Here is a 23,107-nt window from a genome sequence, read left to right as displayed (position 1 = left end):
AACCGCAGAACGCGAAGAAAAAACCGGTGGGCGGGGCAGGAGACGAATACGTTCCGCAGAAGTACACTCACGCAGAGTCATCGGCAATCGCGGGGAACAAGGGGGTTCGAATGAAGGGTGGACTCGGCAGGCGAGTCGCAGCTCCGATCGCTGCAGCAGCGATGATCGCCGGTGCACTGGGGGCGCCCACGGCCTCTTCGCAGGTAAGCACCGACCTCCCCTCCCTCACCCTCGAGCAGCTGCTCGATATCGCCAACGTAGACGCGCCACCTCCGGGCATCGGCCTGGAGCTACACATGGACTTCCCGGTCGAGAACCCTCTGGTCCTCGGCGGCGCCGCGTTCAACGCGATCACGGCCGTCATCAACCCGGACCACTCGGTCGAGATGCAGAGCGCGGTTGCAGCCGGCATCAGCGAGGGCGGTGCCCAGGCGGAGGAGTGCGCGGACCCGACCTTCGTCCCCACCGGCCGCAGCTGGAGCGCGCAAGACATGCCGGTCGTGTGGCGTTTCCGCCGCAGCTCGACGCCGGCCGAGAACAGCATTTACGTCACGCAGCGCGCGCTCCGCACGGCGCACGGGGTCTGGCCCACCTCCAACAGCCGCTGCACGAATAGGGACTCGATCGACTTCGCCTACGAGTTCGCCGGCCTCACCGGAAAGACGGTCAAGTACGACCACGTGAACATCGTCGAGTTCGGCGCGCTCGGCTCGGGAGCGCTTGCGATCAACTACACCTGGTTCAGCGGGACCCGCATCCTCGAGACCGACCTTCGCTTCAACCGCACGGATTACGGGTGGACCAACAAGCCCGGCGGCGACAAGAAGTACCAGGTCGTGAACGTGGCGGCGCACGAGCTCGGGCATCAGGTGGGCCTGGACGACCTGTCGGACCCGCACGGGGGCTTGACGATGTTCGGGCGCATCTCGCGCGGCGAGGTGAAGAAGACGACCCTCGGCTCCGGCGACCTGCGCGGCGCGGGGCGACTCTCGCCCTAGAGCACTACCGGAAGCTTCAACTCCACCGCTGCGAACCAACGATCCAAAGCGGCCCGGGCCGACCCCACCAGGTCACCCGGGCCGTTGCGCGTGGAGGGGCTCTGGTCGGCGGCAGTAAGAGCCGAGAACGCGTGCGGCAGGGCGTCGCTGAGCGCGGCCGCGATGTGGGCCATGTTTCGCGCTTCTACGAGAACAGCTTCGGCGAGGAAGATCAGCCCGAAGGCGACGTGACGCTCGGCGTCGCGAGCCGTGAGAGCCAGCCCTTCGCGCAACCCGGGAAGGGCTCCCAGCTTGTTGAGGCGCTCCATCAGGGCGCGCTGTTCCACGAGACCCAGCACTCCCACGATCACGACCTCGTAAAGCACGATCGAGCGCGCAAGGGCGCCGAGATCGGATGCGGGCGTAGCCAGGGTTGCTGCGGTCGCGGGAAGGTCTTCCAACACCAACTTCGTCGCGGCGGCCTGTGGCGGGTCCGGGCGCCTGGCCTCGATCGAAGCACCCTGTACGTGCATCACCTCGCCTCGCATGCGATCGAAAAACACCAGTTGCCGCGCTTCGTCCACCAGCTGTGTCGTCAGGAACACCTGTTGTTCTTCGTTGGGGGCCGCGTCCACGAAACGAACCAGCGCTTGCGTGGCGGTCTCGGCGCGGAGCTGTCGCCACTCCACCGCGCGCTCGAGCCGCGTCCGTAGGGAGCGCGGGAGCTCCGACCACGCCGCGGCGTCCGCGACCAACTCGATGGCACCGGCCTCCCACTGCCGCTGCTCCCAGGCGTAGTACAGACTCCGGTAGTCCGACCCGCCGGCGAGAGCGACCACGGGATCGGCAGTCGCGACGCCCGCAGTCACAGGACGTGCGCCAGGAAGTCTCTGCAGCGGTCGTCGGTGGGATTCGTGAAGATCCGTTTCGGATCGCCGTCTTCGAGGATCCGGCCGTCGTCCATGAACAGCAGACGCGTCCCCACCTCGCGCGCAAACCCCATCTCGTGGGTCACGACCATCATCGTCATCCCCTCTTCGGCGAGCTCCTTCATCGTGTCGAGGACCTCTTTGACCAGCTCTGGGTCCAGCGCTGACGTCACCTCGTCGAACAGCATCAGCTTCGGTCGCATGGCCAGAGCCCGCGCGATCGCCACCCGTTGCTGCTGGCCACCGGAAAGTTGCGCCGGGTATGCGTCGCTCTTCTCCTCGAGCCCAACGTTCCTGAGTTGCTCCAACGCGCGCTCCTTCGCTTCGCCCTCATCGATCTTCAAAACTTTCTCGAGCGCGAGGGTGATGTTGCCCAGGACTGTCTTATGAGGAAAGAGGTTGTAGCCCTGGAAGACGATGCCGATGTGCGTGCGGACTTCATTGACGTTGGTTCTGATGTCGGTGATGTCTTTGCCCTCGAAGAAGACCCTGCCCTCGGTCGGCTCCTCGAGAAGGTTCGTGATGCGCAGCAGGGTGGACTTCCCAGACCCAGAAGGTCCGATCACCACGACGACCTGTCCCTGGTCGATCTCGAAATCGATCCCCTTCAAGACGTGCAGGTTCCCGAACCACTTGTGCACGCCCTCCATCGACACCAGGTGATCGCCCGGTCGCGAAGCCCTGCTCACGCGCCGACGCCTACCAGGCCGCTTCGCATCCGCCGCTCTACTGCGTTCACCAACCGGATAAGTGGAAGCGTGATAGCGAGATAGCCGAGGCCGGTGGCCAACATGTAGGTGAAGTTGAAGGTGTTCGCCACGAGTTGGTCACCTACGTTCATCAGGTCTCTCTGTTCGACCGACAGCCCCAGCACGATCAGCAGCGCGGTGTCCTTGATGAGGATCACGAACTCGTTCATCAGAGGCGGGACGACGCGGCGGACGGCCTGCGGGACGATCGCGTAACGCATCGCTTGGAGATACGACATACCGAGGCCCCGCGCGGCCTCGAACTGACCCCGCTCGATCGAGCGGATGCCTGCTCTGAAGACCTCGGCGGCGTAAGCGCCGGTGTTCAGACTGAACGCGATGATGCCGGCGGTGTAGGTCCCCACGCGGATCCCCAACCCCGCGGGGATCGCGATCCCGATGAAGATCAGCTGCCACACGAGCGGCGTGCCGCGGAAGAAGTTGATGTAAGCCCGAGCGGGAGCACGGACGACGCGTCTGTTCGATATGGCAAGCAGGGCCACGAACAAGCCGAGGACGATGCCGAAGAACTCGCTGGCGAAGGCCAGGAACAGGGTGTTCTTGGCGCCGTTCACGAAGGCGTCGAACACCGGCGGGATCCTGCTGAAGTCCAAGAACGCGCGGGCGAAGTCGCTGACGTCGGTCTCCATCCACCACAGCAGAGCGGCGCCCAGGACCGCCGCTTGCGCTCCGAGCGCCCCACCGCCTATAGCGGCCTCTCGGCTGACCTTGGTATCCATCCTTCTGTAACCGATCAAAGCCACGAGAGCTGCCGCCGCTCCTCCGACGAGCGCGAACAACAGCACCCCGGTCATCTCGTTGGACTTGAGACCGCGGATGACCTCATCGACCGGAGTCAGGCCGTGCCCCAGCACCACGAGGACGGGGCCGAGCAGGGCCAGGGCGACCGTGATGGCACCGACCGCCAAAAGCACCGCTGCGAGTGGGCGCGTCTCACTGCGCAACCAACGAAGGTCCCTCTGTGGTGGGGTCGCTGCCGCTACGGCCATGGTCGCCTCCTAAAGTGAAGCCCGCGCCAAGTCGGCGCGGGCTCCTCCTCGATGCAGTGGTGTACTCGGATTATTCAGACGCGTACTCGGGAAGCTCCTGCTCCGGGAAGTACTTCTGGAAGATCTCCGCATAGGTACCGTCCTCGAACATCTCCTGCAGCGCGCCGTTGATGGCCTCGCGCAGCTCGGGATTGTCTTTCGAGACGGCGATGGCGTACTCCTCACCCGTCTCCACCTGTTGAACGACCTCGAGGTTGGTGAACTGCTTCTCGATCGCGTCTAGGGACACGGGGAGGTCGTTGAACACAGCATCTAGGTTCCCTCCCTGAAGCTGCTGGTACATCTGGGGCGCCTTCTCGAAGCTGACCAGCTCCAGTCCAAGAGGCGCGAGGTTCTCCTCAGCGTAGAAGGCGCCGGTGGTTGCCCTCTGGACGCCGACGCGCGCTCCCTCGGGAAGCTCCTCGAACGTCTTCGCATCCTGCTTCGCGGGATCCACCGTCAGCGATTGGAGGGAGGGGTAATAGGGATCGGTGAAGTCCACCGCTTCCTTGCGGTCGGCCACCGTCTCAGATGCCGGAGAGCCCTCGGGGGCGTAACCGGTGACGGCCGCAACGACGACGTCGAACTTGGTGTTCGAAGCCAGCTGCTCGAAGATCGTGCCGAAGTCGGTCGAGATCCAGTCGTCGTCCGCGTTCTCGAGTCCGAGCCGCTCCGTGATCCCTCGTACCACCTCGACGTCGAAACCGGTCAGTTGCCCGCCTTCTTCGAACTCGAACGGCGGGTAAGGGATGTCCGACCCCACTATCAGGCGTCCCTCTTCGAGCGTCTGGAACTCGCCGCCTTCGGCGCCCGCTTCGGTGCCGGTGCCCTCCGGCGTAACCGGCTCGTCCTCGCCGCAGGCTGCCATCACGAGCAGCAATGTCGCCAGCAGCGCCGCGAGCTTCAGCCACCGGCTGTTGGTGTCAAACCTCATCTTGCCCCCCCTGTTTCTAGGTCGATCCACGTTCTCGGAGCTACTCCTCGCCGAGATACGCCTTCCGAACACGGTCGTTGCCCAACAAGCTGTCTGCCTTGTCCTCCAACACGATCTCGCCGGTCTCGATGACGTAGCCGCGGCTGGCCGCCTGAAGCGCCATCTGGGCGTTCTGCTCGATCAACAGGACGGGAATGCCTTCAGAGTTGATCGTCTCGACCACGCCGAAGACCGTCTCTACGACCTGCGGGGCGAGTCCCATGGAAGGCTCGTCCAACATCAGGAGCTTCGGCTTGGCCATCAGGGCACGGCCGATCGCCAGCATCTGCTGCTCGCCACCAGACAACGTCCCGCCGGCCTGCTTCCGCCTCTCCTTCATCCGCGGGAAGAGCGTGAAGACGCGGTCGATGTCTTCATTGAGCTCCTTGCGAGACGCCTTCTTTCGCTGGAAAGCGCCCATCTCGATGTTCTCCGCGACCGACATGCTCGGGAAGATGTGGCGCCCCTCGGGGACGTGGATGATGCCGCGCGCGACGACCTCGTCGCTTCTGAGAGAAGTGATGTCTTCGCCTTTGAACAAGATCTCGCCGCGCGCCGGACCGTGCACCATCGAGATAGCGCGGAGGGTGGTTGTCTTGCCCGCGCCGTTCCCGCCGATCAGCGTCACGACCTCGCCCTCACCTACGGTCAGGTTGATGCCGCGGACGGCCTCGATCACGCCGTAGCGAACAGAAACGTCCTTGAGCTCGAGAAGTGGCTCAGGCACCCGACGTTTCCGTTCTCGCGTCGCCACCGGGAGCGACCTTCTTGCCGGCGTTGCCGCCGGCTCCGGCGCCGAGGTAGGCCTCGATGACCTTCGGGTCCTTCTGGACCTCTTCGGGCCTGCCGAAGGCGATGCGCTCACCGTGGTCCAGGACGGCGACCCGGTCCGATAGCCCCATCACGACCTTCATGTCGTGTTCGATCAGGAGCACGGTCACGCCGGAGTCCCTGATCTTGCGCACGAGGTCGCGCAGCCCGTTCTTCTCCACCGGGTTCATGCCGGCCGCGGGCTCATCGAGGAGCAGCAACCGCGGCTTCGTGCCGAGGGCTCGGGCGATCTCGAGGCGCCGCTGGTCGCCGTAGGAGAGGTTCTTCGCGAGATCGTTGGCGAACTTGCGGATCCCGCAGTACTCCAGGAGCTCGAGGGCCTTGTCCTCGCCCTCCTTCTCCTCCCGATGGTGACGCGGGCTGCGGAACATCGCGCCGAAGATGCTCGTCTGGTGGCGGGCGTCGACGCCGATGAAGACGTTCTCCATCGCGGTCATGTTCGGGAACAAGCGGATCTGCTGGAACGTGCGGCAGACGCCAAGCTCCACGATCTGATCCGGCCGCTTCCCGGTGATCGCGCCCCCGGAGAAACCGACCTTGCCCCTGGTCGGCGTGTAGACGCCGGTGATGCAGTTGAAGAGTGTGGTCTTGCCCGCGCCGTTCGGGCCGATCAGGCCGAAGATCTCGCCTTCTTTGATGTCGATGTTCACCTCGGACAGGGCGCGGAGACCACCGAACTCCATCGTGACGCCTTCGACGCTCATCAAAGTCTCGGCCATCAATCGTTCCCCTTCTTGCGCTCGTCCCACAGGTCGGCATCGCGCGTCTTGACCGAAGCCGCATGCGGATCCTCAGCTTCAATCACACCATCCGCGGCTCCGGCCTCCTGCAGCTCGGTGCGGCGACGGCGCGCTGCCAGCAGGCCCCCGGGCCGGTAGATCATCACGATGATCAGAAGGGCACCGAAGATGGCGATACGGCCGCTCTCGATGTCGAAGCCCAAGATCTCCTCGCCGCCCGACAGCTCGCGCACGATCTCCGGAAGCGTCGTGACCAGGATCGCGCCCAACACTGCACCGGCGATGCTGCCGAGCCCACCGATGACGACCGCACAGAGAACCAGGATCGACTGCAGCAAAGGAAAGCTGTTAGGGGCGATGTATCCGAACTTGATGGCATAGATCCAGCCTGCGACGCCACTGACCGATGCTCCGATCACGAACGCGAGCACCTTCATCTTCGTCACCGGCACGCCCATCGCCGCGGCAGCAACCTCATCCTCTCGGATCGCCGCCCAATAGCGCCCGACCCTCGAGTTGTCGAGATGCCGGATCATCATGACGGCCAGCAAGATGGCGGGGATCAGCAAGAACCACCAGTAGTACTCGGCGTCGAGCCCGAAGTCGAGCTGCCAGAAGGGCAGGTTGATCTCCGGCGACGGGATCTGGGCGATGCCACGCGAGCCGTTGGTGATCGTGAGGTTGTTCGCGCCTTGCCGGACGATCTCGTGGAAGCCGAGCGTGACGATGGCGAGGTAGTCGCCGCGCAATCGCAGTGTCGGGACACCGAGCACGAATCCCGCAAGCATCGCAACTAACACCGCGAACGGCAGCACGGTCCACGTCGGCCACTCGACGATGTGGAACTGATCGGGCGAGCCCGAATCCGTCATCAGAGCGGTCGTGTACGCGCCCAGCATGAAGAAGGCGACGTACCCGAGGTCGAGGAGGCCCGCGAGACCCACGACGACGCTCAGCCCGAGCGTCAAGAGGATCCAGTACCCGGTCGTGAACAAGACGTTGATGCCATAGCCCCCCTGCAGGATCGGGAAGTAGTCGTTGTCCATCAGCCAGGGGATCACGGCCATGAGCGCGGCCGCGATTAGGTAGCGGAAGTAGCCGAGACGCCGCCAGCCACGCCACGCGATGTTGCTGGGAGCGACGACGGAGTCGGGCAGCCTCTGCGACAGGCGCGGGTAGTTGCGGTCGAGGTACGGGCGTAGGTCGTCGCTACGAGCCGTAGCGGCTCCTCCGGTGGACGCCATCAGCCGCCAATCCTTTCACCCATGATGCCGGTCGGTCGGAAGATCAACACCAGTGGCAGCACCGTGAACGCGATGACGTTCTTCCATTCAGAGCCGATGCACACCGTGCTCATGTTCTCAATGAGCCCCAACAGCAAACCTCCCAGCATGGCGCCGCGGATGTTGCCGATACCACCGAGAACCGCGGCGGTGAACGCCTTTACGCCGGGGATGAACCCGAGGTTCCAGGCGATGGACCCGAACAGGAGCCCGTACATCGCGCCGGCCACTCCACCGAAGAACCCTCCGATGAAGAAGGTCATGATGATGACGCGGTCCACGTTCACGCCCATGAGCTGAGCGGCAACGGGATCCTCCGAGAGCGCGCGGATGCTGCGCCCGGTCGAGGTCTGGTTGATCAACCTGTCGAGGATGACGAAGCACACGATCGCTACAACCACCATGAGGAACTCCGGCGAGGTGACTCGGGACCCGAAGATGTCGATGCTGAACGCGTCGGGTCCCGCGGCTAGAACGGGCGGATACTGACGCGGGCCGGGACCGAGCAAGAAAGGCAGGAAGTCCTGCTGGAAGAGATAGGTGGCGAAGAACGAGGCTCCGATGGCGCTGATCAGGTAGGAAAGTCGGGCCGCGTGCCGCTTGCGGAGCGGGCGGTAAGCGACACGCTCTAGTGCCACGGCGCCTCCGGCCGACATCACGCCGCCGATGAGCAGGATGCCAATAACGACCGCGATCAGGACGATGCCCGTCTGCGCGTCGGCGATGCCGAGGACCTCGCCGAAGATGAACCAAGTCGAGATGGCTCCGAAGGCGAAGATCGCGTCGTGAGCGAAGTTGATCAGCTTCAAGACGCCGTAAACCATCGTGTAGCCGAGCGCGATCAACGCATAGAGGAACCCGAGGATCGAACCCGTTACCAGAGCCGGACCTATGAGACCGGTGTTGCAGTCCAAGATCTCCCCCGAGAGTCGCCCGCGTCAGGTCCGCGGATGAACAGGACGAAAGATTAGGTGCAGAAAATACACGTGAGGGGGACATTCGTCCCCCTCACGTTCGACTTGCCGTTTAGCCAGCTTGCCCGATGAGCTCCTGGGCGGGGCCGATCGACTTGATCTCGCCGCCCTTGTTCTCGTAGATCCAGATGTCCTCGGGGCCACCCTCGAACTCGCCGGTGTCGTCCCACGAGTACGTCTTCGCGATCCCCTCGAAGCCCTCTGCGTTCTTGAAGAACTCGACCACGGCAGCCCGGACCTCTTCGATGTCCTCGTCGCCGTTCAGGCCCTTCAGAGCTTCGATCGCGACGTTTGTCACGTCGTACATGTCGGCGGCGAACGTCCCCGGTGCCTTCGGCCCGAACTCGTCCTTCATCGACTGCACCCATTCAGAGGCACCCTCGATCTTGAGGGGGTCCGCGCACGGACAGCTCCAGATGACACCCTCGGCAGCGTCACCCGCGGACTCGACAAAGCCCGGGTCGAGCGCGCCGTCGTCGGACATGAACGGCACGTCCACGCCGTTCTCCACGAGCTGCTTGCGAAGGAGACCCGCCTCCTCGTAGTAACCGCCGTAGAAGATCGCGTCGGGGTTGGCCGCCTTGATCTTGCTGACCACTGCGGAGTAGTCCGTCTCCTCGGGGTCGATCACGAACGCGTCCTCGGTCGCCAGAACGTCCGGACCTGCCGCCTCGATCACGACCTCGGCGATGCCCTTCGAGTAGTCCTGGTTGTCGTGCACGACGGCGAGGCTCTGCGCGCCGAGCACGTTCGCGAGGTAGTCCGCCGCGACCTCGCCCTGGATGTTGTCCGGCGCAACGGCACGGAACCAGGTCTCGAAGCCCTGCTCGTCGATCGTCTCGTTCGTGCCCGTACCCGACATACCGATGCCGGCCTGGCTGAACTTCGCACCCGTCGCAAGCGTCTCACCCGAGAAGTACGGGCAGGCGCAGAACACGAGCTCTTCGTTCTCGATCAGCTTGTCGGCAAGAGCCGGGGCCTGGTTCGGGTCGCCCTGGCTGTCTTCCTTCTGGATCTCGAGCGTGCATGGGACCTCGCCGGCCTCGTTGGCCTCGTCGATCGCCTTCTGCGTTCCCTCGACGATGCGCTGACCCAGAGCAGCAGCAGCCCCGGAGTAGGCGCCCATGGCGCCGATGGTCCAGTTGCAGTTGATCTCCTCGTCGGGGCCTGCTGTCGGCCCGGGATCGTCGCCGCCGCCACAGGCCGCCGCTACCAGCGACAGCACCATTACCAGAGCCAGAAATACGAACGACCTGCTTCGCTTCATCCACTCCCCCTTGCTCATACCTGCGGGCCCACGCCCATTACGAGATGCCGCTTGCTATTCCGCCACCAGGCGGCAGAGCGGCGCAAGTGTACCGATGTGACGTCGAGATGGCACGTTTTCGGTCAGCTTGCGCTGTCTGACTCCTGCCGGCGAGACAGCTCCCGGACACCCCTACTACAAGTGTCGGAGGATACCTCGTTTCGAGCCTGCGCGCTAACCCTCCAGGATGGAGGCGGCCACTTCTTTCATCGGACGGCGCTCGTCCATGGCCTTCTTCTGGATGTAGCGGAAGGCGTCGGCCTCGCTGAGGCCGTGGCCGTCGATCAGCTTGCCCTTCGCCCGATCCACGACCTTGCGCGTCTCCAGCTGCTCGGTGAGGTCGGACGACTCTCTCTTCAGGGCCGCCACCTGGGCGTGGCGGGCGAGCGCGATCTCGATCGCCGGCATCAGGTCGGATTTCTGGAAAGGCTTGACCAGGTATCCCATGGCGCCGGCCTCGGCCGCGCGCTGGACGAGGTCCCTCTGCGAGAAAGCCGTGAGGATCAGGACGGCGGTGTCGCCGCTCTCCGCCAGCTGCTCGGCCGCGCTCAGCCCATCCATCCCCGGCATCTTGATGTCCATGATCACGAGGTCCGGTTGCGCCTCGGTAGCGAGCCTGACCGCGGCCTCTCCGTCGGCGGCCTCCCCCACGACCTGGAGTCCCTCTTCCTCGAGCATCTCCTTGAGATCGAGCCGGATGATCGCCTCGTCCTCCGCGATCACGACCCGCTTCTTCGCGCCTTCGGCCATCGTCAGACCGGCGGCGTCGCGAGCATGCGGTCGAGCAGGCGATCCTGCTCCCGCTGTAGCTCCGCGATCTCTTGGGTCACCCGTTCGCGCTCCTGGACGAGGCGGTCGTGGTCCTCGCGGGCCACCCGGTACTCGCGGTCCGCGAGCGGTGTCTCGGCAACGAGCATCCGCGTCTTCGCCTCCTCCAACACGTCCATCTGGAACAGGAGCTGTTCCTCGACTATGCGGAGGTCTTCACGGGCGCGCGTGATGCGTTCGCCGAGCTGGGAGAGGCTCTTTTGGATGTCCATCGGACGCCGAAGTATAGGGGCGTCCAGCGCAGTGGAAGCGGTGCCGGGAGCGGGATTCGAACCCGCACGCCCTTGCGGACAATGGATTTTGAGTCCATCGCGTCTGCCGTTCCGCCATCCCGGCCCGACGCGGGAGTCTACTTTTTCGACCCCACCACAACGTCGAGCTTCTCGATCCATTTCATGTCCCGCCACCGAACCCCATACATGTCGCGGGTTGCATGGCCTCGTTCTTCGGAGGAATGAGTAACGAAAGCTTCAAATCCGTGGCCGCGATGCCGATAGATGAAAAAGTGGACGAAGTCCGAACCCAGGAGGTTCCTGTGAGGCAGATCAGGATCCAGCGGGGCCGCCGGCCCCGGTAGCACCTCCCCCGGCTTCGTCCAGCGCGCGGCGGACCCCGTCCAGGAACGAGACCGCTGCGGCCACCCCCTCGTCTACGACCGCTCTGACTATCGCGGATCCGATGACCACACCGTCTGCCGTGCGCGTCGCTTCCACCGCATGCGCGGCGGTAGAGACCCCGATCCCCACCAGAACCGGAAGATCCGTGATCGCCCTGCAGGCCGCGGTCACCGCCGCGGCTCTCTCGGACAGCGAAGCCCGGACGCCAGTGACGCCCAGCGCGGAGACCGCGTAAAGGAAGCCCGTGCAGGTCGCGGCGAGCGCCTCGATGCGCTTCTGCGAAGAGGTCGGCGCGACCAGCGGGATCCACGCGAGCCCGTCGGCGGCGGCAGCGTTCCGCAGGTGCGCCGACTCCTCCAGCGGGAGGTCGGGAACGATCAACCCGCTGATGCCGGAGGCCGCCGCGCGCCGACAGAACTCCAGCTCCCCCACGCGGTGGATCGGGTTGTAGTAGGTCATGAGGATCCGCGGCGTTCCAGACTGCGGGACCTCCTTCACCAGCTCCATCGCGGCGCGGGGGCCGATCCCATTGCGCAGCGCGCGCTCACCGGCGGAGGCGATCACCGGGCCATCCATGAGCGGGTCCGAGAAGGGCAGCCCGACCTCGATCGCGTCGGCCGATCCCGACAGACGCGACAGGGCGTCGGAGAAAGCTGCCGGTTCGGGAACGCCCGCCATGAGGTACGGAACCAGCAACTTCGCCCCCCCGTCCCGCCGCGCCTGGAGGTGATCGAGGAGCGTCGTCACCTCCCCACTGCCTCCGCGATCGTGGAGACGTCTTTATCTCCGCGGCCAGAGAGACCCACCAAGATGGTCTCGTCGGCAGGCTTTTCCCGCAGGACGTAGGCCAGCGCGTGGGACGACTCGAGCGCGGCGAGGATCCCCTCGGTCGAGGCGAGGGCCGCGAAGGCGTCCAGCGCCTCCCGGTCTGTGACCGACTCGTAGAGAGCGCGGCCCGTCGTTGCAAGCCAGGAATGCTCGGGACCAACGCCGGGGTAGTCGAGCCCGGCCGAAACCGAGTGCGCCTCTGTGATGAGGCCCTGCTCGTCCTGGAGGAGCAGGCTGCGGCAACCGTGGAGGACGCCGGGCGTGCCCATCGTCAACGACGCGCCGTGACGTCCGTCCAGACCCTCGCCCGCCGCCTCGACGCCGACGAGGGTCACCCCCGTGTCGTAGAAGGCGCGGAACAGCCCGATCGCGTTCGACCCGCCGCCGACGCAGGCGACCGCGCGGTCCGGCGTCGCGCCGGTCAGCTCCATGATCTGCGCTCGCGCCTCTTCTCCGATCACCGATTGCAGAGCGGCGACGAGCTCGGGGTATGGATGAGGCCCGACGACGGAGCCGATCACGTAGTGGGTGCTCTCCACGTTCGTAACCCAGTCGCGCAGTGCCTCGTTGATCGCGTCCTTCAGCGTCGCGGAGCCCGCCTCGACCGGCACGACCTCCGCCCCCAGCATCTCCATGCGCACGACGTTGAGGTTCTGGCGGCGCACGTCGGTCGCGCCCATATAGACGACACACGGGAGCCCGAAGTAAGCGGCTGCGGTCGCGGTGGCGACGCCATGTTGCCCCGCCCCCGTCTCGGCGATGATGCGGTCTTTCCCCATCCTGCGCGCCAGCAGCACCTGTCCCAGCGTGTTGTTGATCTTGTGCGCACCGGTGTGCGCGAGGTCCTCACGTTTCAGCAACACGCGCGCTCCGACCAGCTCGGAGAACCGCTCCGCTTCGTAGAGCGGCGTCGGTCTTCCGACAACCGTTCGCAGGAGCCCGGTGAGCTCAGCCTCGAACGCGGGATCCGCCCGCGCCGCGTTCCACTCCGCTTCGAGCTCTTCGAGTGCGGCCATAAGTGCCTCCGGCACGTAGCGGCCGCCGAACTCTCCGAACCGCCCGAGGTGATCGGCGATGGGTTGGGCTTTCACGCGCCGATCAGCTCCCGCAGCTTCGCGGCGGGATCGCTCGCAGTGACCAAGCCCTCGCCGACCAAGATCGCGTGGACGCCCGCGGCACGCAGCTCCTGAACCTCGTGTGACGTGGAGACGCCGGACGCCGCAACCAAGATCACGCCCGGAGGGATCAGTGGCGCAAGCGCGAGCGTCCGTCGGGGGTCGACCTGGAAGGTCTCGAGGTCCCGGTGATTGACTCCGACGACGCTGGCGCCGGCGGCGATCGCGGTCTCGAGCTCGTGTTCGTGGAACACCTCGACCAGAGCCTCCATGCCGAGCGCCCGTGTCGCCCGCAGCAGGGGCTCGAGACGGTCGCCGAGGATGCGAACGATCAGCAAGATCGCGTCGGCGCCGGCGGCTCGCGCCTCCATCAGCTGGAACTCGTCCAGGATGAAGTCCTTGCGCAGAAGGGGGAGCTGCGCGACCCGCGCGGCCTCGAGGTCCTCCAGCGACCCCTTGAAGTGGTCGGGCTCGGTCAGCACCGAGATGGCCGCGGCTCCGCCGTCGGCATACGCGAGCGCGAGGCGCCCGGCGTCGAGGTCGAGATCCAGCGGCCCACGGCTGGGCGTTGCGCGCTTTATCTCGGCGATCACCCTGATCCGGTCGCCGACGAGGGCGGCCGCGAAGTCGCGCGGCGCGGGGACGGATGCGAGTCGTTGCTCCAGGGCGTCCTCGGTCACCTTCGCCTTGGCTTCGGCCACACGCGCGCGGGTCGACGAGACGAGGCCGGCCAGGAAAGACATCGATGGACCCTAACGAGCGCCCAGGAACTCGAGCACGACCCGCCCGACTTCTTCGACACCGCCGGCTGCAACTGCGTGCGGGATGCGCTCCCCCGCATAGATGGTCGTAGCTCGCAGGTAAGCAGGCAGCAGCGGCTCGGACAGCGGCCGTGCCAGCGGCAGGTCCAGGTCGAGCGCGATCCGGTTCAGGTCGTCGCCCGCCGGGCCCGGCGCGCGGAACCCGCCACCGGGGACCTCGAGGAGACCGATCACCGGGGGCTTCTCCTCCAACTCCGCCAGCTCCTCGGCAAGCGCGCGGCTGCCCAGGTTGCCGCCGTTCTCCGCGGTGACCTCGGCTCCCAGCGCGACGAACTGCACTCGATGGTTCGGCTCCTCGACGCGCAGCGCTCTCGCGATCTCGAGGAAGAGCCCTATGTCGCGCCCGTGCGGCGGCGTCGACGGCGTCGTGTCGTAGAGGACCGTCACCACGGCTTCGATGGGTTCGCCGCCGGGGGGCAGAGCCACCACGTTGGTCGAACGGACCAGGTCCTTGTACGGGACCGACGCGAGGCGCACCTCGTAACCCGCCTGTTGCAGGTGCCCCGTGATGTAGGTGGCGGCGGCGAACTCCTGCTGCGAGCCCGCCGGACGTTGCGGCAGGTCCTCGTCGAACTGCCTGGCGTGCTCCTCGACCGCGTCCAGTTGAACCTCAGCGGGGCCGGGCGCGTCCGCTCTGGCCGCCGGCTCCGCTTCCGATCCCGTGCACGCCGCGAGCACCGCCACGGCTCCGAAAGAGGCGACCCACAATCTGCACATCCGCCTAGTATCGGTTGCGATGACAGACAACGAAGCGCCCGTGTCGTGGATCACGCTCGAGAAGGGCACCCGCGTCCTGTCCGCGGATGGCGAGGAGCTCGGCGCCGTCGCCGAGGTCATCGCCGATGGTCAGAAGGACATCTTCTCCGGGCTGACGATCAGCTCGGGTCTCTTCAGCTCCGACCGCTTCGCGCCCGCCGACGTCGTGGGTGACATGACGGCCGACGCGGTGACGCTGACGATCAACTCTGCCGAAGCCGAGAAGCTCGAGGTCTACGAAGGCTGATCTGGAGCGAAGCGCTCGGCCGCCGCGACCGCCCGCAGCAGCGCTTCCGCCTTACCCCGCGTCTCCTCCGCCTCCGACGCCGGATCCGAATCCGCCACCACCCCTGCGCCCGCCTGAACGTATGCACGCCCGCCGGTGGCAACGATGGTGCGGATCGTGATGCAGGTGTCGATGTTGCCGGAGAAGTCGAAGTAGCCGACGACTCCGGCGTAGGGGCCCCGGCGCGTCGTCTCCATCGAGTCGATGATCTCCATCGCCCGGATCTTCGGGGCGCCGGACACCGTTCCCGCCGGGAAGCAGGCGGTCAGCGCGTCGAAGGCGCTGGAGCCGGCCGCGAGCCGGCCGCTGACGCTAGAGACGATGTGCATCACGTGCGAGTACCGCTCGACCGTCATCAGCTCGTCCACCTCCACGCTTCCGTAGGCAGACACGCGCCCGACGTCGTTGCGCGCGAGATCGACGAGCATCACGTGCTCGGCCCTCTCTTTCTCGTCCGCCAGCAGAGCCCGTTCCAGCGCCAGGTCCTCGGCCTCGTCCCGGCCCCGCCGGCGGGTGCCCGCGATGGGCCGGGTCACGACCCGGTCGCCTTGTACCTGCACCAGCGGCTCCGGTGAGGAGCCTGCGATCTCCAGAGGCAGCGTGCCAGAGAGCTCGCCGAAGCGCAGGAAGTACATGTAGGGGCTCGGGTTGAGCGAACGGAGCGCCCGGTACGCGCCGAAGGCGGGGCCCTTCAGCGGCGCCTCGAACCGCCGCGACGGGACCACCTGGAAGATGTCGCCCGCCAGGATGTGCTCCTTCGCCGCGGCCACCCAGGCCGCGTACGCATCGTCGTCCACCGGGGCGGAGGCACCCTCGGCGGCGCCCGCGTCGAGCTCCACGGTGGGGGCCGCGATGGGCGCGGAGAGTGCGCGCGCCATGTCGTCGCAGCGGGCGGTCGCATCGTTGTAATCCGCCTCGACGTCACCCGACGAGCCTGCCGTCCACACGTTGGTGACGATAAAGGCCTTCTGGGCGAGGTGATCGAACACGACGAGCGTCCGCGTCAACATCAACGCGAGATCCGGAAGCCCGAGATCGTCCACCGGCGCGTCCGGCAGGTGCTCGAGCTCTCTCACGCAGTCGTAGCCGATGTAGCCGACCGCGCCGCCGTGGAAGGGCGGGAGACCCGGCAGCACCGGAGCCCTGAGAGCGTCGAGCAGTCGTCGCACGAACGCGAGCGGCCGCTCGCCGGCGACCGGTACGACCGGGGCCTCTCCCTGGATCGTCATGGTGCCGTCTTTCGCGGTCACGACGCCGAACGAGTCGCCTCCGACGAACGAGTAGCGGCCCCAACGCTCACCGCCCTCCACGCTTTCCAGGAGGAAGGCGTCCGCACGCGGCTCGAGCCGAAGGAAGGCTCCGACCGGCGTCTGCGCGTCTGCCAGCACCTCCCGCCACACCGGCACGACCGGATACTCCGAGACCAGCGCCCTGAACTCGTCCAGGGTCGGGCGGTGACGCGGACCCGGCGACAACGTCAGGCGGTGGGGGCCGAGAGGCTCCGGTAGAAACAGGAGGTCTCGCCGGTGTGACACGCGGGCCCGGCTGCATCGACGATCATGAGCAGCGCGTCCTGGTCGCAGTCGTAGCGGAGCTCGCGCAGCGTTTGTGTATTGCCCGACGTGGCGCCTTTGTTCCAGTACTCGCTGCGAGACCTGCTCCAGAACCACGTCGTGCCGGTGTCAAGCGTGCGGCGGACGGCTTCCGCATCGACCCATGCGAGCATCAGTACGTCTCTCGTCGCTGCGTCCTGAACTATCGCGGGCAGCAGGCCGCGCTCGTCGTAGACGAGCTCGCCGGGATCCACCTGCGCGGCTACGGTTCGAGCCCGTAGGGGTACGGATCGGTGAAGTGCTCGACGCCTTCGTCGGTAACGAGCACCGTGTCTTCGAGGCGAACGCCGCCGATCCCCTCGAAGTAGAGGCCCGGCTCCACCGCGACCACATCGCCGACCTGGAACTCGTCCGCGCGGCGTCCTATCCACGGCTGCTCGTGCACCTCCAGCCCAACCCCGTGTCCGAGCGAGTGCATGAAGCCCTGCCGCAAGCTGCCGGGCCCGTGGTGCGTGAGCTGGGTGGGATAGCCCTGCGAGTCGAAGTAGCGGGCAACGGCAGTGAAGGCATCCTTGCGGCCGGGCCTGATGGACTCGAAAGCGATCTCCAGCGCGCGCGAACAGTCTCCGTGGAGCTTCTGCAGCTCGTCGGACGGCGCGCCGGCCACGAAGGTGCGCGTCATGTCCGAGTAGACGCCCGTGCGGCGGTCGCGAGGAAAGCAATCGATGATGCAAGAGGTGTCGGGGAGGATCGGGCCCGTCCCGATGTCGTGGCCGCGCAGACACGCGTCGCCGGCGTGCACCAGGATGTCCTGGCTCTCGGCCCCCTGCGCGAGGAGCTCAGCCTCCATCCCCACGCGGATCAGTTCCGCGGTGAGGATCTCGCCCTCGAAACGAAGCTGCCCCTCGCGGGTGGGCTCGGCGTCGCGCAGCATCCGCGCCGCGGTCAGCATCGCCGTCTCCGCGGCCCGCTGAGCACGCTCGATCCCCTCGAGCTCCCACGGCGTCTTCTGTCGCCGTCGCTGCGCCCACGCGGCTTGATCCACGCGCAGCTGGATCCCCTTGTCGCGCAGGTAGTCGGCGATCAGGACGGAGAATGAAGCCGGGACGCAGACGTCCGAGCTTCCGAGCTTCTCCAGGACCCTGAACACCATCTCCGCGCCCAGCAGGTCGTTCGGGAACGAGTCGTCCCTCAACAGCGCGTCGTACCCGAAGTCATCGACGCTCCAGAACTCGTCGACCACGTCCTCGCGCGTCTCGAAGATCGCCTCCTCCAGCGGGCTGCCCACGACGACTCGGCGCCCGTCCTGCTCCATGAACGTGATCGGGTCCATGACCGCCTCGCCGATCTCGTGGCGCAGCTCGCGGCTGGCGAGCGCGTCGTCGTGGAGGAGATAGGTCGTCATGGCTGCGGAATCCTAACGGGGAGCCCCCGCCGTACCAGAGCTTGCTTCGCCTCCCAGACCGAGAACTCTTCGAAGTGGAAGACGGACGCTGCCAGCGCGGCGTCCGCTCCCCCGACGTCCGGGTCTACCGCGTCGGCAAGGTGCTCCGGCGTCCCCGCGCCTCCCGACGCGATCACCGGAACAGGGACGGCGTCCGACACCGAACGGGTGAGCACCACGTCGTATCCATCGGTTGTGCCGTCGCGGTCCATGGAGGTCAACAGGATCTCGCCCGCTCCCATCTCGCACACCATCCGGGCCCACCTGATCGCGTCCAACCCCGTCGGGGTGCGACCGCCATTCACGAACACCTCCCACGAGACCTCTCCGCAGGAGATCTCGCGCCGCCGTGCATCGATAGCCACGACGATCGCCTGGCTGCCGAGCTCGCCGGCCGCGGCGTGGATCAGCCGCGGGTCCTTCACCGCCGCGGTGTTGATCGCGACCTTGTCGGCACCCGCGGTCAACAGTCGCTTCACGTCGTCGACACTTCTCACCCCACCCCCGACCGTGAGCGGGATGAACACACTCTCCGCCGTGCGCGTGGCGACGTTGAGGATGAGGTCGCGGTCTTCGTGGGAGGCGGTGATGTCCAGGAACACGAGCTCGTCCGCACCCTCGGCGTCGTAACGCGCCGCCAGCTCGGCGGGATCGCCCGCGTCGCGCAGGTCGACGAACCTCACACCCTTCACGACGCGGCCCTTCTCGACGTCCAGACAAGGAACGATCCTCTTCGTCAGTGGCATCGCGATCGACTACGGCTCGATGAGCGGAGACTGTGGCGAGCGGCCGTGCGCCACCTCGTCCGCGGCCAGATTCGCATCTCCAACCGAGAACCTGTGCTCGTACAGGGCCCGTCCGACGATGACGCCGCTCACACCTTCTTCTTTGAGACGCGCCACCCCGCGCAGATCGTCCAACGTCGCGATGCCTCCCGACGCGATGACCGGAAGTGATGTCGCGTCCAGCAGCCGGCGAAGACCGGCGATGTTGGGCCCTTTCATCGTTCCGTCGCGTCCCACGTCGGTGTAGACGAAGGCGGAGACACCCGCGGCCTCGAACGCCTGCACCGCGTCCAGCACGGAAACGCCCGTACCCACCGTCCAGCCGTGGCTGGCCAGCTCACCTCCGCGAGCGTCGAGAGACACGGCGACGCGGGGTCCGAACTCCCTGCAGAGCGCGGCGAGCCCAGCTTCGTCCTCCAACGCGAACGTGCCGAGGACGGCCCTGCTCGCACCGGCTAGCAGCACTTCGTGCACGTCGTCGAAGGTTCGCAACCCGCCGCCGGCCTGAACCGGACACGAGGCGAGTCGCACGACCTCGAGCACCAGCTCGCGGTTTGCCGACACCCCCGTCTTCGCCCCGTCCAGATCGACGATGTGGAGCCACCTGGCTCCGGCCGAAGCGAACCCGAGGGCCACCTGCACCGGGTCGTCGGAGTACACGGTCTCCGAACCAAAGCGGCCCTCGAGCAAACGAACGCAACGGCCTTGTGAGATGTCGACGGCCGGATAGACGGTGAAGCTCACGCGGCAGCCACCCACCCCTCGAGCAAGGCGATGCCGGCCCGCGCGCTCTTCTCGGGGTGGAACTGGACGCCCACGATCGAGCCGCGTCTGATCTCGGCCGCGAAGCTCTCACCGTGCTCGCACCATCCCGTGACGATGCTCTCGTCGGTGGGGTGAGCGGCGTACGAGTGGTCGAAGTAGAAGTACTGCCCCGACACCTCGTTCCAGCCGATGTGCGGGACCCTGACCGTGTCGGGAAGCTTCGTCACGCTGCCTTCGATGAGACCCATGCCCTCGTGGTGGCCGCCCTCTTCGCTGCTGCTGAACAGCACCTGCATCCCCAGGCAGATGCCGAGATACGGCCGGTCGTCCGACACCCACGCCCGCACAAGGTCCGCGAGGTCACGTTCGGCCAGGTTCGCCATGCAGCGCCCGAAGATGCCCTGGCCCGGAACACACAGACCGTCCGAAGCCTCGATGTCTTCCGGGCGCTTCGTGACGGTGACGGTTGCCCCCGCCGCCTCCAGCGCCTTCGCGACGCTGCGGAGGTTGCCCATCCCGTGATCGAGCACGGCAACCTTCACAGGACGCCCTTCGTGGACGGGATCGTCCCGCCCGCTCGATCGTCTATCCGCAGTGCGTCGGACAATGCGCGCGCCAGGGCCTTGAAGATGGCCTCGACGCAGTGGTGAGGGTCGCGTCCGTAGCGCAGACGCACGTGCACCGTGAGACCCGCGCTTCTCGACAGCGCCTGAAGGAACTCCTGCGTCAGCCCGACGTCGTACTGCCCGATCGAGTCCGCCGGGATCTCGGCGTCGTACACCAGCAGCGGGCGCCCGGAGATGTCGAGCGCCACCTCCGCGAGCGCCTCCTCCATCGGCACGAGGGCGTCGCCATAGCGCCGGATCCCGGCCTTGTCGCCGACCGCCTGCGCCAGCGCCTCTCCCAGCGCGATCCCCGTGTCTTCGATCGTGTGGTGCGCGTCGATCTCCAGATCGCCCCGCGCCTGAAGTCGCAGACCGAGATGCCCGTGGCGCGCGACCTGGTCCAACATGTGGTCGAAGAAGGGGACGCCGGTGGAGATCCGTATGTCGCCGCCATCCAGCTCGAGCTCGACCGAGATATCGGTCTCGCTCGTCTTGCGCTCGACGTGCCCGCGCCTCTCGCTCATGCAACCGCCGCGCGCATCGCGGCGAGGAAAGCGTCGGTCTCCTCCGGAAGCCCCGCCGTGACGCGCAGACACCGCTCCAGACGCGGGTGGCCCGGATAGCTCCTGACCAGCACTCCCTGATCCAACAGCCGCCGCCATACGGCAGGGGGGTCGTCCACCTCGAACAGGACGAAGTTGGCTCGCGACGTAAAGGTCCGGATCCCCAACAACTGCAGCTCGGCAACGATGCGGTCCCGCTCCCCCGCGATCGAACGGACGAGCTCCAGTGTCTTCGACGCGTGCCGCAAGGCCGCGCGCCCCACCACCTGCGTCGGCGCCGACAGGTGGTACGGGAGACGGACCCGCGAGAGCTCCGACACCAGCGACGGCTGCGCCAGCATGTAGCCGATACGAACGCCCGCGAGACGCCACGCCTTGCTGAAGGTCTTCACCAGGACCAGGTTCTCGTGCTCGTTCAGCAGGCTCCGAACGCTCTCCTCGGGGTGCGCGAACTCGATGTAGGCCTCGTCGACGACGACGAGGCCGGGGGCCGCGGCGAGCAGCGCCCGTACGCTCGCCAGCGGCTCCGTCCCGCCCGTCGGGTTGTTCGGCGAGCACACGATGACTATCTCCGGACGCTCCCGCGCCATCGCGTCGAGCGCGGTGTCCATATCGATCGTGAAGTCCTCGGCGCGCGCGACTTCGTGCACCCGCGTCGACGCGATCTTCGGGATCAACGAGTGCAAGGAGTAGGTCGGGTCGAACAGCAACGTCGAGCGGCCGGCGCCACCGAACCCGAGGAAGAGGTGCATGAAGACCTCGTTGGAGCCGTTGGCGATCCAAAGCCCCTCGCGCGGCCACTCGAGGTGCTCCGACATCGCCTTGTAGAGCAGGTTCGCGTCGCGGTCCGGGTAACGGTTGAGCGCGATCTCTTCTATCTCGCCCGATACCTCGTCGACCAGCTCGGGCGGAGGGGCGTAGGGAGACTCGTTCGTGTTCATGCGGAACCGCGCCGGCTGCTGAGGCGACACATAGGGCTCCAGGCCGACGAGGTCCGGGCGCACGGAGAGGGGAGGAGCGCTCACGGGAGGTACGGCCCGATCTCGTCGAGCCGAGCGTGGACCGAGCGCGCGTGTCCGGGAAGACCCTCCGCGCGCGCCAGCGCGTCGACGTGAGGCGCGAGCCGCGCCAGAGCCGTCTTGTCGTAGCTGGACACGTAGATCCTCTTCAGGAAGTCGTTGACCCCGAGGCCCGAAGACCAGCGCGCGGCTCCTCCGGTCGGCAGCACGTGGTTGGTGCCCCCGACGTAGTCCCCGATCGCTACGGGTGAGTAGGGACCGACGAAGACAGAGCCCGCGTTGTGGACGTCGCCTAGAGCGGCGTGGTCTCCCTCGAAATCGAGCTGCAGGTGCTCGGGCGCGAACGCGTTCGCCGTGTCCAGAGCGTGACCGACGTCGCGCACCAGGACCGCCCGGCCCCCCTCGATCAGAGCGTTCTCGACGTCCTCGGCGCGCTCGTGACGCGCGATATGCATCTCCAAGACCTCGAGCACACGCTCCGCCAACTCCGGAACCCAGGTGACCAGCACGTGCGACCCGTTCGGGCCATGCTCTGCCTGCGCGATCAGGTCATGGGCGATCACGTGCGGATCTGCCGTTTCACCCGCCACGATCAGGATCTCGGTCGGACCCGCCTCGGTGTCGATCCCGGTCCACCCGCGCACCATCCTCTTCGCCAACGTCACGAAGATGTTCCCGGGTCCGACGATCTTGTCTACGGGTCGCACCGTCTCGGTCCCGTAGGCGAGCGCCGCGATCGCCTGCGCGCCGCCGATCCGATAGACCTCCCGCACGCCCGACACGGCACAAGCGGCCAGCACCGTCTCGGCGACCTCCCCGTTCGGGGCGGGAGGCGACGCCACCACCAGCCCCTCGACGCCGGCGACGGCGGCAGGCACCGCCGCCATGACGACGCTAGAGGGGTATACGGCGCGCCCGCCGGGGACGTAGGCGGCCACGCGCCGGAGTGGCCTGATCAGCTCCCCTACCTGTTCGTCCGGCCTCTGGTCCAGCCACTCGCCCGTCACCTGACGCTCGCAGGTCGCCCGGAGCCTCTCCGCCATGACCTCCAGCGCCGCCAGCAGCTCTGGCCGCACCAGGTTGCGAGCCTGAGAGATCGCGGCCTCGTCCACCTGCAGGCGCTCCGGGGTCAGGTCGACACCGTCGAACCGCCGCGAGTAGTCGATGAGAGCTGCGTCGCCGCGGCTCCGCACGTCCTCGACGACCCGAGCGACGACCGTCGACGGCTCATCGCGGCCGCCGACCGGGCGCGGGCGCGGGATGTGAACCGGAGCGAGCTGGTCGCGCCCGTCGATGATCTCCAACATGAGA

General features: G+C 66.8%; 25 protein-coding genes, 1 tRNA gene and 1 pseudogene. 2 read left to right on the top strand and 25 right to left on the bottom strand.

Features of this window, described 5'->3' with window-relative positions; translation table 11 throughout:
• The first annotated feature begins 110 nt into the window (after positions 1-110).
• Positions 111-998, top strand: a complete 888-nt coding sequence (locus tag M3N53_12280; GenBank protein ID MDP9069104.1) for a hypothetical protein — start codon at positions 111-113, stop codon at positions 996-998.
• On the opposite strand, the gene M3N53_12275 is transcribed toward M3N53_12280, so the two are convergent.
• From M3N53_12275 to M3N53_12200, 16 genes are all read right to left on the bottom strand, one after another.
• Positions 995-1,846: a hypothetical protein gene (locus M3N53_12275; protein MDP9069103.1), complete on the bottom strand. Its 852-nt coding sequence runs from the start codon at positions 1,844-1,846 to the stop codon at positions 995-997. The two genes, M3N53_12280 and M3N53_12275, sit on opposite strands and share 4 nt — an antisense overlap.
• The gene (locus M3N53_12270; protein ID MDP9069102.1) at positions 1,843-2,565 is read right to left on the bottom strand and encodes an amino acid ABC transporter ATP-binding protein; all 723 of its coding nucleotides are present in this window, start codon (positions 2,563-2,565) and stop codon (positions 1,843-1,845) included. The genes M3N53_12275 and M3N53_12270 overlap by 4 nt, the downstream gene beginning before the upstream one ends.
• 26 nt (positions 2,566-2,591) lie before the next feature.
• Positions 2,592-3,665, bottom strand: a complete 1,074-nt coding sequence (locus M3N53_12265; GenBank protein ID MDP9069101.1) for an amino acid ABC transporter permease — start codon at positions 3,663-3,665, stop codon at positions 2,592-2,594.
• Positions 3,666-3,735: 70 nt separating this feature from the next.
• Positions 3,736-4,638: a transporter substrate-binding domain-containing protein gene (locus M3N53_12260; protein ID MDP9069100.1), complete on the bottom strand. Its 903-nt coding sequence runs from the start codon at positions 4,636-4,638 to the stop codon at positions 3,736-3,738.
• Between the two features lie 40 nt (positions 4,639-4,678).
• Complete coding sequence (locus tag M3N53_12255) at positions 4,679-5,404, bottom strand: ABC transporter ATP-binding protein (protein ID MDP9069099.1); 726 nt, start codon at positions 5,402-5,404, stop codon at positions 4,679-4,681.
• A complete protein-coding gene (locus M3N53_12250) occupies positions 5,397-6,227 on the bottom strand; it encodes an ABC transporter ATP-binding protein (protein ID MDP9069098.1) in 831 nt (276 codons plus the stop codon). Before M3N53_12250 ends, M3N53_12255 begins: the two co-directional genes overlap by 8 nt.
• Positions 6,227-7,492 (bottom strand): branched-chain amino acid ABC transporter permease, encoded by a 1,266-nt coding sequence (locus M3N53_12245; protein ID MDP9069097.1) that lies wholly within the window; start codon positions 7,490-7,492, stop codon positions 6,227-6,229. Before M3N53_12245 ends, M3N53_12250 begins: the two co-directional genes overlap by 1 nt.
• On the bottom strand, positions 7,492-8,445 hold the full coding sequence (locus M3N53_12240) for a branched-chain amino acid ABC transporter permease (GenBank protein MDP9069096.1): 954 nt from the start codon (positions 8,443-8,445) through the stop codon (positions 7,492-7,494). The genes M3N53_12245 and M3N53_12240 overlap by 1 nt, the downstream gene beginning before the upstream one ends.
• Positions 8,446-8,557: 112 nt before the next feature.
• Positions 8,558-9,772 (bottom strand): branched-chain amino acid ABC transporter substrate-binding protein, encoded by a 1,215-nt coding sequence (locus M3N53_12235; protein MDP9069095.1) that lies wholly within the window; start codon positions 9,770-9,772, stop codon positions 8,558-8,560.
• A 213-nt stretch (positions 9,773-9,985) separates the two neighbouring features.
• Positions 9,986-10,561 carry a response regulator gene (locus M3N53_12230; protein MDP9069094.1) on the bottom strand — a complete coding sequence of 192 codons (576 nt, stop codon included), beginning with the start codon at positions 10,559-10,561 and terminating at the stop codon, positions 9,986-9,988.
• Between the two features lie 2 nt (positions 10,562-10,563).
• Positions 10,564-10,851, bottom strand: coding sequence for a hypothetical protein (locus M3N53_12225; GenBank protein ID MDP9069093.1), 288 nt, complete (start codon positions 10,849-10,851; stop codon positions 10,564-10,566).
• A gap of 41 nt (positions 10,852-10,892) precedes the next feature.
• Positions 10,893-10,975 (bottom strand) — tRNA-Leu (locus M3N53_12220).
• Positions 10,976-11,184: 209 nt separating this feature from the next.
• Positions 11,185-12,003 (bottom strand): tryptophan synthase subunit alpha, encoded by an 819-nt coding sequence (gene trpA, locus M3N53_12215; protein MDP9069092.1) that lies wholly within the window; start codon positions 12,001-12,003, stop codon positions 11,185-11,187.
• Positions 12,000-13,175 (bottom strand): tryptophan synthase subunit beta, encoded by a 1,176-nt coding sequence (trpB, locus tag M3N53_12210; GenBank protein ID MDP9069091.1) that lies wholly within the window; start codon positions 13,173-13,175, stop codon positions 12,000-12,002. The genes trpA and trpB overlap by 4 nt, the downstream gene beginning before the upstream one ends.
• Positions 13,172-13,942, bottom strand: coding sequence for an indole-3-glycerol phosphate synthase TrpC (gene trpC / locus M3N53_12205; GenBank protein MDP9069090.1), 771 nt, complete (start codon positions 13,940-13,942; stop codon positions 13,172-13,174). Before trpC ends, trpB begins: the two co-directional genes overlap by 4 nt.
• A 9-nt stretch (positions 13,943-13,951) precedes the next feature.
• The gene (locus M3N53_12200) at positions 13,952-14,737 is read right to left on the bottom strand and encodes a hypothetical protein (GenBank protein MDP9069089.1); all 786 of its coding nucleotides are present in this window, start codon (positions 14,735-14,737) and stop codon (positions 13,952-13,954) included.
• Between the two features lie 19 nt (positions 14,738-14,756).
• Between M3N53_12200 and M3N53_12195 the strand changes: the two genes are divergently transcribed.
• Positions 14,757-15,023 carry a PRC-barrel domain-containing protein gene (locus tag M3N53_12195; protein ID MDP9069088.1) on the top strand — a complete coding sequence of 89 codons (267 nt, stop codon included), beginning with the start codon at positions 14,757-14,759 and terminating at the stop codon, positions 15,021-15,023.
• On the opposite strand, the gene trpE is transcribed toward M3N53_12195, so the two are convergent.
• The 9 genes and pseudogenes from trpE to hisD form a co-directional block, all read right to left on the bottom strand.
• Positions 15,011-16,468: an anthranilate synthase component I gene (gene trpE / locus M3N53_12190; protein MDP9069087.1), complete on the bottom strand. Its 1,458-nt coding sequence runs from the start codon at positions 16,466-16,468 to the stop codon at positions 15,011-15,013. The genes M3N53_12195 and trpE overlap by 13 nt on opposite strands.
• A gap of 86 nt (positions 16,469-16,554) precedes the next feature.
• Positions 16,555-16,869: pseudogene (hisI, locus tag M3N53_12185) on the bottom strand (phosphoribosyl-AMP cyclohydrolase).
• Positions 16,870-16,877: 8 nt separating this feature from the next.
• Complete coding sequence (locus M3N53_12180) at positions 16,878-18,020, bottom strand: M24 family metallopeptidase (protein ID MDP9069086.1); 1,143 nt, start codon at positions 18,018-18,020, stop codon at positions 16,878-16,880.
• Positions 18,017-18,805, bottom strand: a complete 789-nt coding sequence (gene hisF, locus M3N53_12175) for an imidazole glycerol phosphate synthase subunit HisF (GenBank protein MDP9069085.1) — start codon at positions 18,803-18,805, stop codon at positions 18,017-18,019. The genes M3N53_12180 and hisF overlap by 4 nt, the downstream gene beginning before the upstream one ends.
• 9 nt (positions 18,806-18,814) lie before the next feature.
• Positions 18,815-19,588: a 1-(5-phosphoribosyl)-5-[(5-phosphoribosylamino)methylideneamino]imidazole-4-carboxamide isomerase gene (hisA, locus tag M3N53_12170; GenBank protein ID MDP9069084.1), complete on the bottom strand. Its 774-nt coding sequence runs from the start codon at positions 19,586-19,588 to the stop codon at positions 18,815-18,817.
• The gene (gene hisH / locus M3N53_12165; protein MDP9069083.1) at positions 19,585-20,151 is read right to left on the bottom strand and encodes an imidazole glycerol phosphate synthase subunit HisH; all 567 of its coding nucleotides are present in this window, start codon (positions 20,149-20,151) and stop codon (positions 19,585-19,587) included. Before hisH ends, hisA begins: the two co-directional genes overlap by 4 nt.
• Positions 20,148-20,738 carry an imidazoleglycerol-phosphate dehydratase HisB gene (gene hisB / locus M3N53_12160; protein MDP9069082.1) on the bottom strand — a complete coding sequence of 197 codons (591 nt, stop codon included), beginning with the start codon at positions 20,736-20,738 and terminating at the stop codon, positions 20,148-20,150. The genes hisH and hisB overlap by 4 nt, the downstream gene beginning before the upstream one ends.
• Positions 20,735-21,802, bottom strand: coding sequence for a histidinol-phosphate transaminase (gene hisC, locus M3N53_12155; GenBank protein ID MDP9069081.1), 1,068 nt, complete (start codon positions 21,800-21,802; stop codon positions 20,735-20,737). The genes hisB and hisC overlap by 4 nt, the downstream gene beginning before the upstream one ends.
• The gene (gene hisD / locus M3N53_12150; GenBank protein MDP9069080.1) at positions 21,799-23,103 is read right to left on the bottom strand and encodes a histidinol dehydrogenase; all 1,305 of its coding nucleotides are present in this window, start codon (positions 23,101-23,103) and stop codon (positions 21,799-21,801) included. Before hisD ends, hisC begins: the two co-directional genes overlap by 4 nt.
• Between the last annotated feature and the right edge of the window lie 4 nt (positions 23,104-23,107).

It is taken from the genome of Actinomycetota bacterium (assembly GCA_030776625.1).
Classification (GTDB): domain Bacteria; phylum Actinomycetota; class CADDZG01; order CADDZG01; family WHSQ01; genus MB1-2.
The sequence above is the reverse complement of the archived record's forward strand: the minus strand, read 5'-3'. Positions and strand labels throughout refer to the sequence as shown.

Bases quoted from the DNA above. Each gene is read 5' to 3' on its own strand.
- M3N53_12280 (MDP9069104.1), top strand. From the start codon at position 111: ATGAAGGGTGGACTCGGCAGGCGAGTCGCAGCTCCGATCGCTGCAGCA.
- M3N53_12265 (MDP9069101.1), bottom strand. From the start codon at position 3,665: ATGGCCGTAGCGGCAGCGACCCCACCACAGAGGGACCTTCGTTGGTTG.
- M3N53_12260 (MDP9069100.1), bottom strand. From the start codon at position 4,638: ATGAGGTTTGACACCAACAGCCGGTGGCTGAAGCTCGCGGCGCTGCTG.
- M3N53_12250 (MDP9069098.1), bottom strand. From the start codon at position 6,227: ATGGCCGAGACTTTGATGAGCGTCGAAGGCGTCACGATGGAGTTCGGT.
- M3N53_12245 (MDP9069097.1), bottom strand. From the start codon at position 7,492: ATGGCGTCCACCGGAGGAGCCGCTACGGCTCGTAGCGACGACCTACGC.
- M3N53_12235 (MDP9069095.1), bottom strand. From the start codon at position 9,772: ATGAAGCGAAGCAGGTCGTTCGTATTTCTGGCTCTGGTAATGGTGCTG.
- M3N53_12230 (MDP9069094.1), bottom strand. From the start codon at position 10,561: ATGGCCGAAGGCGCGAAGAAGCGGGTCGTGATCGCGGAGGACGAGGCG.
- M3N53_12225 (MDP9069093.1), bottom strand. From the start codon at position 10,851: ATGGACATCCAAAAGAGCCTCTCCCAGCTCGGCGAACGCATCACGCGC.
- trpC (MDP9069090.1), bottom strand. From the start codon at position 13,942: ATGTCTTTCCTGGCCGGCCTCGTCTCGTCGACCCGCGCGCGTGTGGCC.
- M3N53_12200 (MDP9069089.1), bottom strand. From the start codon at position 14,737: ATGTGCAGATTGTGGGTCGCCTCTTTCGGAGCCGTGGCGGTGCTCGCG.
- M3N53_12195 (MDP9069088.1), top strand. From the start codon at position 14,757: ATGACAGACAACGAAGCGCCCGTGTCGTGGATCACGCTCGAGAAGGGC.
- M3N53_12180 (MDP9069086.1), bottom strand. From the start codon at position 18,020: ATGACGACCTATCTCCTCCACGACGACGCGCTCGCCAGCCGCGAGCTG.
- hisF (MDP9069085.1), bottom strand. From the start codon at position 18,805: ATGCCACTGACGAAGAGGATCGTTCCTTGTCTGGACGTCGAGAAGGGC.
- hisB (MDP9069082.1), bottom strand. From the start codon at position 20,738: ATGAGCGAGAGGCGCGGGCACGTCGAGCGCAAGACGAGCGAGACCGAT.
- hisD (MDP9069080.1), bottom strand. From the start codon at position 23,103: ATGTTGGAGATCATCGACGGGCGCGACCAGCTCGCTCCGGTTCACATC.